Raw genomic sequence first — 11,842 nt, forward strand, 5'->3', positions numbered from 1 at the left:
CTCCTTCACCACTAGGATTTCGGTACGCAGCGCCCGGTTTCGGGCGCTGTTTTTTTGTGCTCGCGAGACGCCGCCGGAACCGGCCCCGCGACAAATCTGCTCAGCCCCCGGACCGGTTTTTCGACCTTTCCCTTGGCCTCAAAAGGGTCCGCTGGGAGTCAATCAAAATATCCGTCGACAGCGCGAAGAATCACCGTTGACCGACGGGGCCCCCCGACTAGTCTCGGGGTTCTTACAGGCGTCTTTGGACTGTTCTCGGGTCACAACGAGACGCCGGCGGAGCTCTTGCGTTCGCCGGATAAGAGCCTGTGTGTATTGAGAAAATTCCAGTCGGGGGGTTCGGGGCCCTGGCTGGATGTCGACAGGTCGATGGGGTTGCGAGGGATGACGAGCAGGGGGGCTGCGGGAGCTATGGCAGGTGCGCCGGCGGGGGCCGTGTGGACGAAGACCTGCCAGGTCCTCAAGCGGGAACTTGGCGAGGCGACCTTCGGGTCCTGGCTGGGCCAGGCCGCGCTGCGCGAGTCCGGGGACGAGGTGTGCCTGGTGGCCGCCACCGGCGTCGCGCGCGACTGGATCCGCCGCCATGCATGGCGCCGTATCGGCGAGCTGTGGGCGCAGAATGACCCGCTGGGCCGGCGCCTGGACCTGAAGTCGCGGATGGAGGTGGAATCCGTTGGCGCCGTCGCCCCCGCGCCCGCCGCCCCGCCCCGGGCCGCCAACGCCGAGCCCGCCGCCGAGGTGTTCGAGGTCGAGGCCGTGGCGCCCGTCGCGGCCCGCCAGGGCCGCCTGCAGGGCCTGCAGGAGCGGTTCTCGTTCGACACCTTCGTGTCGGGCCCCGCCAACGAATTCGCCTTCGCCGTGGCCCGCCGCGTGGCCACCTGGGCCGACGGGCACTTCAACCCGGTGCTGTTCCACGGGCCCTACGGCTTCGGGAAGACCCACCTGCTGAACGCCCTGGCCTGGGAAGCCATGCGCACGGCCCCGGACAAGCGGGTGGTCTACCTGACCGCCGAGCGGTTCACGACGACCTTCGTGAAGGCGCTGCAGGACCGCCAGACGCAGGCGTTCAAGGACGACCTGCGCAACGCCGACCTGCTGCTGATCGACGACGTCCACTTCGTCGCCGGAAAGACCCAGACCCAGGAGGAGCTGTTCCACACGCTCATCGCCCTGGTCGAGGACGGCCGCCGGGTGGTGCTGACCGCCGACCGCTCGCCCACCGAGCTGTCCGAGATGGAGCCGCGGCTGCGCTCGCACCTGCAGGCGGGCCTCGTCTGCGGCATCGAGCCGGCCGACCGGAGCCTTCGCCTGGGCATCCTGGAGCGCAAGCTGCTGACCCTGGCGACCCAGGGCCGCTTCCACCCCTCGGCGCGGCCCGAGGTGCTGCAGTTCCTGGCCGACCGCTTCACCGACAGCGTGCGCGAGCTGGAGGGGGCCCTGAACACCCTGGTGGCCCGCGTGGGCGGCGACATCGCCCGCCTGACGCTGGACGAGGCCCAGGCGATCCTTCGGCCCCACCTGTCCTGCACCGAGCGCAAGGTGACCGTGGACATGATCCAGAAGACCGTCGCCGAGCACTACGCGCTGAAGCAGGCCGACCTGATCTCCGAGCGCCGCGCCCGCGCGGTCGCCCGGCCGCGCCAGGTCGCCATGTGGCTGGCCAAGCAGATCACCACGCGGTCCCTGCCCGACATCGGCCGCCGCTTCGGGGGGCGCGACCACACCACCGTGCTGCACGCGGTGCGCCGCATCGAGGCCCTGAAGGCCGAGGACGCCGCCATCGCCCGCGACATCGACGTGCTGCTGCGAAAGCTGCGCGGCTGACAAGTTTCCAGGAGAGCGACTGACGAGAGGCCCGCCGGCGACGGCGGGCCTTTTCTCTTGCCGCCACCTCGCCGCGGCGGAGGCGCGAGCCGCCGCGAGGCGGCCACGAACCACACGAAAAAGGCGGCCGGATTGCTCCGGCCGCCTTCTCGCATTCCCGAAGGATGGGGCGCTTACGCGTCCGCCGGCTCTTCGGCCTTCTCGTTCGACTTCGACAGGTCCTCGCCGGTCTCCTGGTCGACGACCTTCATGGAGAGGCGGGTCTTGCCGCGGTCGTCGAAGCCCAGGAGCTTGACCTTCACCTGCTGGCCTTCGGTCAGCACGTCCGAGACCTTGGCCACGCGCTCGTTCGAGATCTGCGAGACGTGGACCAGGCCGTCCTTGGCGCCGAAGAAGTTCACGAAGGCGCCGAAGTCGACAATCTTCACGACCTTGCCGGTGTAGATCTGGCCGACCTCGGGCTCGGAGGCGATCGACTTGATCCACTCCTTGGCCGCGTCGATCTTGGTCTGCTCGGCGGCCGCGATCTTGATCGTGCCATCCTCGCCGATGTCGATCTTGGCGCCGGTCTTCTCGACGATCTCGCGGATCACCTTGCCGCCCGAGCCGATCACTTCCCGGATCTTGTCGACCGGGATCTTGATGGTCTCGATCTTCGGCGCGAACTCGCCCAGCTCGGCGCGGGGCGCCGTCATGGCCTTGTTCATCTCGGCCAGGATGTGATCACGGCCGCCCTTCGCCTGCTCGAGGGCCTTCTTCATGATCTCCTCGGTGATGCCGGCGATCTTGATGTCCATCTGCAGGGACGTGATGCCGTCGGCGGTGCCCGCCACCTTGAAGTCCATGTCGCCGAGGTGGTCCTCGTCGCCCAGGATGTCCGAGAGGACCGCGAAGCCGTCTTTCTCGAGGATCAGGCCCATGGCGATGCCCGACACCGGCTTCTTCAGCGGCACGCCGGCGTCCATCAGGGCCAGCGAGGAACCGCAGACCGTGGCCATCGACGAGGAGCCGTTGGACTCGAAGATCTCGGACACGATGCGGATCGTGTACGGGAACTCCTCGTAGGACGGCAGCATCGGGCGGAGCGCCCGCCAGGCCAGCTTGCCGTGACCGACTTCACGCCGGCCGGGCGAGCCCATGCGGCCCGTCTCGCCCACCGAGAACGGCGGGAAGTTGTAGTGCAGCATGAACTTCTCGAAGTACTTGCCTTCGAGGGCGTCGATCAGCTGCTCGTCGTCGCCGGTGCCCAGGGTGGTCACGCAGAGCGCCTGGGTCTCGCCGCGGGTGAACAGCGCCGAGCCGTGGGCCCGGGGCAGCACGCCCACTTCGCCGAGGATCGGACGGACCTGGTCGACGGTGCGGCCGTCGATGCGCTTGCCGGTCTCCAGGATCGAGCGCCGGACGATGTCGGCCTCGATCTCCTTGAAGACGCCGCCCAGCTTGTTGGCGTCGTAGCCTTCGGGGTTCGCCTCGGACTTGGCGAAGGCCGTCATGGCCTTCTCCTTGGCCGCGCCGATGGCGGCGTGGCGCTCGGACTTGCCGGTGATCTGGTAAGCGGCGCGCAGGTCGCCGCCGATCAGGTCCTTCACCTTGGCGGCGATCTCGTCGGTGTCGTCCGGCTGGAAGTCGAACGGCTCCTTGGCCGAGTGCTCGGCCAGCTCGATGATCGCGTCGATCACCGGCTGCATGCCCTTGTGGGCGAAGGTGACGCCGCCCAGGACCTGCTCTTCCGTCAGCTCCTTGATCTCGGATTCGACCATCATCACGGCTTCGGCGGTGCCGGCCACGACGAGGTCCATCGCGCTTTCCTTCATCTCGTCGAGAGTGGGGTTCAGCACGTACTCGCCGTTCACGTAGCCGACGCGCGCGGCGGCGATCGGGCCCATGAAGGGCACGCCCGACAGCACCAGGGCGGCCGAGGCGGCGACCATGGCCACGATATCGGGGTCGTTCTCGAGGTCATGGGCCAGGACGGTGCAGATCACCTGCACTTCGTTCTTGAAGCCCTTCACGAACAGCGGGCGGATCGGACGGTCGATCAGGCGCGAGGTCAGCGTCTCCTTCTGGGAGGGCGCGCCTTCGCGGCGGGGGAAGCTGCCGGGGATCTTGCCGGCGGCGTAAAACTTCTCCTGGTAGTTCACCGTCAGGGGGAAGAAGTCCTGGCCGGGCTTGGGAGACTTGGCGAACACCGCGGTCGCCAGCACCATGGTCTCGCCGTAGGTGGCGAGCACCGCGCCGTCGGCCTGGCGGGCCATGCGGCCGGTTTCGAGCGTGAGGGTCTTGCCTCCCCACTCGATCGTCTTGCGCTTGATATCGAACATTTTGGCTTCTTTCTCATCCCGCGGGCGTATTCCCGGCGGGGGCGGACAGGGCGTCGGACTTCCGAAATCCTCTCCAGGTCAGACAGGCAAGGCGAGGATTTCGTTCGAACCCTCACGTACGAAAAGGGGAAGCCCGACGTTCGGGTCCCCCTGGCCGCCGCTTGGCCCTCCGGCCTGTCGCGGAGGAGCAGCGGTAAATGTGGCGAGGACCCGACGGCGGCTGCCGAACGGGTCCTCGGTAAACCAACTAGCGACGCAGGCCGAGCTTCTCGATCAGGTCCTGATAGCGGGCCTGGTCGGCCTTCTTCAGGTGGTCGAGGAGCGACCGGCGCTGGGAGACCAGCTTCAGCAGGCCCCGGCGCGAGTGATTGTCCTTCTTGTGCGTCTTGAAGTGTTCGGTGAGGTTCGAAATCCGTTCGGAAAGGATCGCCACCTGGACTTCGGCGCTGCCCGTGTCCGCTTCGCCGCGGGCATGGGTCTTGATGAGTTCAGCCTTGCGTTCGGCCGTGATCGACATCGGGTTTCTCCGCTCTCGTCAAAGGTTGAAGACGCGCGAAGGTTCGAGCCGGCCCGCACGCATCTCGCAGAGAGCGACCAACGATCCGCCCGCCATCGCCGAAACGGTGCGCGAGCCCGGCTTGAGCCCGGCCTTCACGGTTTCGACCTGTCGGGGAACGAGAACGATCGACCGTCCCTGCTTCAATCGGAAGGCGTCTTCGTCGGTCACGGCCAGCGCCGGGATGTCGTCCAGCGCGGTCTCGACCGGAAGCAGGGCCTCCGATTGGCGGGCCTTATGCCCTAAATCCTCAAGGATATCCAGCGTGACGGCGTTCGCCTCGGTAAACGAGCCCACCCGCGTCCGGCGAAGCTCGCTCACGTGGCCGCAGGCGCCCAGCGCTTCGGCCAGGTCGCGGACGATCGCCCGCACGTAGGTGCCCTTGCCGCATTCCACCTCGAGGGTGACGTGATCGGCGTCCACGGCGTCGGCGATCCGGGCCGCGTGGATGACCACCGTCCGCGGCTCCAGCTCCACCGTCTCGCCCGCGCGGGCGAGGTCGTAGGCGCGCTCGCCGTCCACCTTGATCGCCGAATAGGCCGGCGGGACCTGCTGGATCTCGCCCACGAACCGCGGCAGCACCGCCTCCACCTGGGCCAGCGTCGGGCGCACGTCCGACGAGGCCAGGGTCTCGCCCTCCCGATCGTAGGTCGCGGTGGTCCGGCCCCAGGCGATGGTGAAGCGGTAGGCCTTGTCGGCGTCCATCAGGAACGGGACGGTCTTGGTCGCCTCGCCCAGGGCGATCGGCAGGACGCCGGTGGCCAGGGGGTCCAGCGTGCCGGCGTGGCCCGCCTTCTGGGCGTCGAAGATCCGCCGCACGCGGCTCACCGCCTGGGTCGAGCCCAGGTCGTAGGGCTTGTCGAGGTTGATCCAGCCCGAGACGGCCTGGCCGCGCTTGCGACGCGCCATCAGTCCTCGTCCTTCCAGCTGTCCGACGGCGGCTGCGGCGTCAGGTCCTGGCGCACCTTGGGATCGTCGAACAGTTTCGCCATGCGGGCGGCCTCGTTGAAGCTCTCGTCGTGCAGGAACTTCAGCTCGGGCGTGAAGCGCAGCTCGATGGCGCGGCCGAGATGGCCCCGGAGGAACCGAGCGTGCCGGTTCAGCGCCTGCACGACCTCGTCCGCATGCTCGCCGCCCAGGGGCTCGACGAACACCGTCGCGTGCCGCAGATCGGGGCTGACCCGCACCTCGGTGACCGTGACCGAGACGCCGGCCAGGACAGGATCGTTGATCTCTTCCTCGCGGAAGATCTCGACCAGGGCGTGGCGCACCAGCTCGCCCGCGCGGAGCTGGCGCTGGGACGGGCCTTGCGGCGGGCGCCGGCCGTGTGAGGAGGGGCGTTTCATGGTCTCGAACCTTTCGGCCTGAGGCGCGGGTCGGACGCGCCCGTCAGGGAAGGGCGGGCTTCTAGTGAGGTCGACCCGCGAAGTCCAGAGTTCAGGGGGGGGTCAGGCCGCACCCGTGCGCTCCCGGAAGAACGCAATCACCCGCTGTTCGGCCGCCTTGGTCGGGCCGTCCTCCTTCAGGTTGATGGTCAGCACCGAGTGCGGATGCTTCAGCCCGCCGGGCCGGGCGTCGGCAGGATCGATCTCGATCGCCTCGAAGGCCTCGCCCAACTCGCGCCGATAGGTCTCGAACCGCGCGTCCGGCACGAAAGGGTCTCCCGTGAAGCGCAGGCCCAGAACCTTCAGGCCCTCCTCGGCGTGCCGCCGGCGCGCGCAGGCGACCCCGGCCGGGGCCGCATCGATCCCGGCGGCGTTGCGCCTTCCGAGCGGCAGCGAGGGCTGGGACAGCACCGGGGCCACGACCGCGGGCTCCGTCACCATCGCCAGGGCGAAGCCGCCCGTGAAGCACATGCCCACCGCGCCGACGCCCCTGCCGCCGCAGTCGGCATGGGCCTGCCGGGCCAGGGCCCGCAGCCAGTCCACGATCGGGCTGGAGCGCCCCGCCCGCCAGGCGTTGAACTCGAAGCGGACGCACAGGCCGCCCAGCATCGTCAGCGCGCCCGCGGGATGGGTCGCGGGCCGGCCCGGCGCGCCGAACAGCACCGGGCAGTAGACGCTCATCCCCGCCTCGGCCACGCGGTCTGCGAAACGGATGACGTCAGGGTGCAGGCCCGGCATCTCGTGGATGACGATCACCGCCGGGCCCGAGCCGCGGCGGTAGACGTCCCGCACCCAGCGGCCGTCCCCGAAGCTGAACCGGTCGTAGTCCGACAGCGCGGCCGCGTATGCCATGGAAGCCCTCCCCCGTTGCGGAGAGCCTAGCCCCATCAGCCCTTCAGGCGCAGCTCCTTGATGTCGCCCTCGAACCCCGAGAGCCGCCAGCGGTCGTCGGGGCCCTTGGTGAAGATCAGCAGGCAGGGGCCGTCCTGCTTGCGGGTGGCGCAGATCCGCCCGTCCGGCAGGGGCTTCAGGGCCTGGGAGATGGCCAGAGGGCCGGGGATCTTCGTCTCGCGCGTGTAGCCGTAGTACTCGGCGACGCCCCGGAAGACGCTGGGCTGCACCAGCGTCTCGCCGGCGAGGTCGGCCAGGGCGGGGGCCAGGATGGCCGCCAGGCCGCCGAGGCGCTCGTCCTTGCGCCCTTCCGCCACCAGCCGGGCCTCGATCTCCTGCTTGAGGGCGGCGCGGTCCACGTGGGCGTCGAAGGCGGCCTGGTCGTCGTCGCGGATGGCGATCAGCAGGGCGTGGACGTCGTTCGCCGCGTCCAGCTTGCGCACCGAGGCGCAGGCGGTGAGCGCCAGGGCGATCAGGCTCAGAATGACGATGCGCATGGGACCTCCGTCGCCGCTTCCCCTGACATAACGCACGCGGGCTGGCTACAAGGCCAGGGCATGGCTGAACCGATCCTGACCACCGAGCGCCTCGTCTTCCGCCCGTTCGCGGCGGACGACTTCGGCCTGCTCGCCCGCCTGCATCAGGACGCCCAGGTGGGCCGCTACTTCGGCGGCGTCTGGAGCGACGCGCAGGTGGCCGAGACGCTGGCGCGGTTCGTCGCCGAACAGGCGGCCCGGGGCCATTCGAAGTGGGCGGTCTTCACGCGGGACGGCGCCTTCGCCGGACGGGCCGGCGTGAGCTTCTGGCCCCCGACGGGCGAGCTGGAGCTGGGCTACGCGCTCCTGCCCGCGTTCTGGGGCGGGGGCCTGGCCACCGAGGCGGCGCGGGCGGTCGCCGCCTGGACGTTCGCCAACACCGCAGCCACCCATGTCATCGGCTTCACCGACCTCGCGAACCGGGGCTCCCAGCGGGTGCTGGAGAAGATCGGCATGGTCCGTCAGCCGGACGCCGACCTCGGCAAGGGCCTGAGCGCGGTCTACCGCCTGGAGCGCCCCTAGACCGAAAAACGCCTGAAATGAAAAACCCCGGAGGAGACCTCCGGGGCTTCACATCGTCATAGAGCTCAGGGCTACAGCGACCGCTTGACCTCTTCGAGGTTGAAGCACTCGATGACGTCGCCGGCCTTGATGTCCTGGAAGCCTTCGAAGGCCATGCCGCACTCCTGTCCGGCCTGCACCTCGTTGACCTCGTCCTTGAAGCGCTTGAGCGTCTTGAGCACGCCCAGCTCCAGGATGACCACGTCCTCGCGCACGATCCGCACCCGCGCGCCCTTGCGGACGACGCCTTCGGTGACGCGGCAGCCGGCGACGCGGCCGACCTTCGTGATGTCGAAGGCCTGCAGCACCTCGGCGTTGCCCAGGAAGGTTTCGCGCTGGATCGGCGCCAGCATGCCCGAGAGCACGCCTTTGATGTCGTCGATCAGGTCGTAGATGATCGCGTAGTAGCGGATCTCGACGCCTTCGCGTTCAGCCAGGTCGCGAGCCTGCTTCGAGGCGCGGACGTTGAAGCCCAGAATCGGGGCTCCGGCGCCCTTGGCCAGCAGCACGTCGCTCTCGTTGATCGCGCCGGCGCCCGACAGGATGATCCGCGCGCGGACCTCGTCGGTGGCCAGCTTGTCCAGCGAGCCCACGATGGCTTCGGCCGAGCCCTGCACGTCGGCCTTGATGATGACCGGCAGCTCCGAGACCTTCTTGTCCGCGAGCTTGGCCATCATGTCGGCCAGCGAAGCAGAGGCGACCGGCGCGCCGGCCTTCTCGCGCTTCACGCGCTGGCGGTATTCCGTCAGCTCGCGGGCGCGGGCCTCGTTCTCGACCACGGCGAAAGGCTCGCCCGGATCGGGCGTGCCGTCGAGGCCGAGGATCTCCACCGGAGTGGACGGCGTCGCCTCCTGAAGCTGCTCGCCGCGCTCGTTCAGCAGGGCGCGCACGCGGCCCCAGCTCGAGCCGGCCACGACGATGTCGCCGCGCTTCAGCGTGCCGCGCTTGACCAGCACGGTCGCCACGGCGCCGCGGCCCTTGTCGAGCTTGGCCTCGATGACCGAGCCGTCCGCGGTGCGGTCGGGGTTGGCCTTCAGGTCCAGGACCTCGGCCTGCAGCAGGATGTTCTCGATCAGGTCGTCGAGGCCCATCTTCTGGGTCGCCGAGACCTCGACCGCCTGGGTCTCGCCGCCCAGGCTTTCGACCACGATCTCGTGCTGCAGCAGCTCGTTGATCACCCGGGTCGGGTCAGCGTCGGGCTTGTCGATCTTGTTGATCGCCACGATGATCGGGGCGCCGGCCGCCTTGGCGTGCTGGATCGCCTCCACCGTCTGCGGCATCACGCCGTCATCCGCCGCCACCACCAGGATGACGATGTCGGTGACGTTGGCGCCGCGCATCCGCATGGCCGAGAAGGCCGCGTGGCCGGGCGTGTCCAGGAAGGTCACGCGCTGGCCGTCGGCCAGACGCACCTGGTAGGCGCCGATGTGCTGGGTGATGCCGCCGTGCTCGCCCGACACGACGTCGGTGGAGCGCAGGGCGTCCAGCAGGCTGGTCTTGCCGTGGTCGACGTGGCCCATCACGGCCACGACCGGCGGACGCGGCAGCAGGTGATCGTCAACGTCCTCGGCGCCGATGAAGCCCTCTTCGACGTCGGCCTCGGACACGCGCTTGACGGTGTGGCCGAACTCGGTGGCCACCAGCTCGGCGGTGTCGTTGTCGATGACGTCGTTGATCTTCAGCATCACGCCCTGACGCATCAGGAACTTGATGACCTCGACGCCGCGGGTCGCCATCCGGTTGGCGAGCTCGCCCACGGTGATGACGTCGGGGATGACCACCTCGCGGGCCACGCGGGCCTGCTCCTGGGCGCCGCCCTTGCGCTTCTCGCGTTCGCGCTCGCGGGCGCGGCGGACCGAAGCCAGCGACCGCATCCGCTCGGCGCCGTCGGCGTCCCCCGCCACGGCCTGGATCGTCAGCCGGCCTTCGCGGCGGTTCGGCGCGCCCTTGGCGCGGCTGATCGCCTTGCCGGGATCGCGGCGGCGGTCGTCCTCGTCCGGCCGGCGGTCGACGCCCATGCCGGGGCGCGGCGCCTGGCGGGCGGCGCGCTGGATCTCGGGGGTCGCCGGCGGGGCGGCCGCGCCAATGCGCGGGCCGCCGGGACCGCGGGGCCCGCCGGGGCCGCGAGGACCACCGGGCGCGGGACGCGGAGCCAGGGCCGAATAGCGGACGGTGCCGCCGCCCTCGGGCCGGGCGCCCTGGGGACGATCGTCGCGGCGCGGGCCGCGGTCGTCGTCACGGCGCGGCGGACGCGGACCGCGGTCGTCGTCGCGGCGCGGCGCGCGCTGGTTGAAGGTCGAGGTGTCGAAGCGGTTGCTCGGACGCTCGGGACGATAGGTCGTCGTGCTGGGCCGGTCGTCGCGCCGATCGGGCGACGGCTGGTAGGTGCGGGTCTGGCCGGCGCCGGCCTGGCGGGGCGGGGCCTCGGCGGCCGGGCGCGCAGCCTGCGGCGCAGGCGCGGACGGCGGGACCGGCCGGGGCGAAGGGGCCGGCTTGGGCGCGGGCGCCGCCTCGGCGGCCGGCGCAGCCGGAGCCGCGGCGGCGGGCGGAGCGGCAGGTGCAGGCGGCGGCGCAGCGGGAGGCTCGGCGGCCGCCTGGGCCGCCTTCTGCTGGGCCGCGCGGGCGGCTTCGGCCTCGGCGCGGGCCCGCTCCTCGCGGGCGCGGCGGTCGGCCTCCTGCTGGCGGGCGAGCTCGATCGCCCGCTGGCGGGCGGCGCGCTCCTCGGCCGACAGGCCGTCGCCGGCGCCCTGCGGGGCGCGCGGCGCCTGGGCGGGCCCGGCCGGCTTCTGCGGCTCGAACACGCGGCGCTCGGCGGCGGACGGCGCGGCGAGGTTCCCGCCCGCCGGCGCATGGGTGCGGGCGCGCTTGGTCTCGACGACCACCGTCTTCGTCCGGCCGTGGCTGAAGCTCTGCTTCACCGTGCCCGAGCTGACCGAACCCGCGGCTCGCGGCTTCAGGGTCAGGGGCTGACGTCCGCCCGGGGCGGAGTTGCGGCCGTTGTTGTTCTCGTCGCTCATGCGCTCGCTTTACTCACCGGCCGGGCGGATCCCGGCCCATCTTTCTCAAACGGTTCGAGGGCGGGACCCCTCTTAAGGCTCCCGCCTAGCCTCGATAGGCTCCTCGCGCCAATCCTCAGGAAGGAGCGGACTGAACCCCTCGAAACGCCGGACATCCCAGGTCCAGCGCTCGGCGGCTCGCCCCGCAAGGAAGGCGGTGTGTATCACATTCTCGCCGCCCAAGGCCAAATTCAATTCCTCGGCGGCGAAGACGCCGAACAGCCCCGGTGGCCTCGGCTGCTTCCGGACGAGCGCCAGGAGCTTGCGCCGGCCGTCCGCAGCGCCGTCGCGCGCTTCGATCAGCCAGGCGGCCTTGCCCGATGCGATTGTGGCGGAAACCTTTTCGAACCCCGAGGTAAGGTCGCCGGCGCGCCGCGCAAGGCCCAGGGCCGACAAAAGCCTGGCCCGCAACAGCTTTTCCACCCGATCGGCGAGGTCGGGCGGCGCCTGGACCTTGGCCTTGGCGGCGCGGGCGAACAGGCCCTTCCTCGCCGCCGTCTCCACCGACGCGCGGTCGGCGGCGACCCACAGGCCCCGTCCGGGCAGCTTGCGGGCCAGGTCGGGAACGACCTGCCCGTCGGGGCCGACCACGAAGCGGATCAGCCGCGCTTCCTCCATGACCTCGCCCGAGACGATGTCGCGCCGCTGGCGCGAGGCCTCGGCGTGGGTGGAAGGAGCCTTAGCGGCGGATTTCTCCATGGTCGGACACCTC

Annotated in this window: 10 protein-coding genes; 2 read left to right on the plus strand and 8 right to left on the minus strand. The window is 70.4% G+C overall.

The annotated features are described in order from the left end of the window. Nucleotides 1-369 precede the first annotated feature (369 nt). Complete coding sequence (gene dnaA, locus PHZ_RS18980) at nt 370-1,824, plus strand: chromosomal replication initiator protein DnaA (protein WP_012523978.1); 1,455 nt, start codon at nt 370-372, stop codon at nt 1,822-1,824. Nucleotides 1,825-1,997: 173 nt separating this feature from the next. Here the strand turns inward: dnaA and pnp are convergent, their stop codons facing one another. The 6 genes from pnp to PHZ_RS19010 form a co-directional block, all read right to left on the minus strand. Next, nucleotides 1,998-4,145: a polyribonucleotide nucleotidyltransferase gene (pnp, locus tag PHZ_RS18985; protein WP_012523979.1), complete on the minus strand. Its 2,148-nt coding sequence runs from the start codon at nt 4,143-4,145 to the stop codon at nt 1,998-2,000. 247 nt (nt 4,146-4,392) lie between these two features. After that, nucleotides 4,393-4,662 carry a 30S ribosomal protein S15 gene (gene rpsO, locus PHZ_RS18990; RefSeq protein WP_012523980.1) on the minus strand — a complete coding sequence of 90 codons (270 nt, stop codon included), beginning with the start codon at nt 4,660-4,662 and terminating at the stop codon, nt 4,393-4,395. Between the two features lie 18 nt (nt 4,663-4,680). Continuing rightward, nucleotides 4,681-5,610, minus strand: a complete 930-nt coding sequence (truB, locus tag PHZ_RS18995) for a tRNA pseudouridine(55) synthase TruB (protein ID WP_012523981.1) — start codon at nt 5,608-5,610, stop codon at nt 4,681-4,683. Next, a complete protein-coding gene (rbfA, locus tag PHZ_RS19000; RefSeq protein WP_012523982.1) occupies nt 5,610-6,047 on the minus strand; it encodes a 30S ribosome-binding factor RbfA in 438 nt (145 codons plus the stop codon). Before rbfA ends, truB begins: the two co-directional genes overlap by 1 nt. A gap of 102 nt (nt 6,048-6,149) precedes the next feature. Further along, nucleotides 6,150-6,938 carry a dienelactone hydrolase family protein gene (locus PHZ_RS19005; protein ID WP_012523983.1) on the minus strand — a complete coding sequence of 263 codons (789 nt, stop codon included), beginning with the start codon at nt 6,936-6,938 and terminating at the stop codon, nt 6,150-6,152. A gap of 35 nt (nt 6,939-6,973) precedes the next feature. After that, nucleotides 6,974-7,474, minus strand: a complete 501-nt coding sequence (locus PHZ_RS19010) for a DUF2939 domain-containing protein (RefSeq protein ID WP_012523984.1) — start codon at nt 7,472-7,474, stop codon at nt 6,974-6,976. Between the two features lie 60 nt (nt 7,475-7,534). Between PHZ_RS19010 and PHZ_RS19015 the strand changes: the two genes are divergently transcribed. Further along, a complete protein-coding gene (locus PHZ_RS19015; RefSeq protein WP_012523985.1) occupies nt 7,535-8,035 on the plus strand; it encodes a GNAT family N-acetyltransferase in 501 nt (166 codons plus the stop codon). A 71-nt stretch (nt 8,036-8,106) separates the two neighbouring features. On the opposite strand, the gene infB is transcribed toward PHZ_RS19015, so the two are convergent. Both infB and PHZ_RS19025 read right to left on the minus strand, forming a co-directional pair. Next, complete coding sequence (infB, locus tag PHZ_RS19020) at nt 8,107-11,091, minus strand: translation initiation factor IF-2 (protein ID WP_012523986.1); 2,985 nt, start codon at nt 11,089-11,091, stop codon at nt 8,107-8,109. 72 nt (nt 11,092-11,163) lie between these two features. Then, nucleotides 11,164-11,829 (minus strand): RNA-binding protein, encoded by a 666-nt coding sequence (locus PHZ_RS19025; RefSeq protein ID WP_012523987.1) that lies wholly within the window; start codon nt 11,827-11,829, stop codon nt 11,164-11,166. Nucleotides 11,830-11,842: the final 13 nt, after the last annotated feature.

The sequence above is a fragment of the Phenylobacterium zucineum HLK1 genome, from assembly GCF_000017265.1.
Taxonomy (GTDB): Bacteria; Pseudomonadota; Alphaproteobacteria; order Caulobacterales; family Caulobacteraceae; genus Phenylobacterium; species Phenylobacterium zucineum.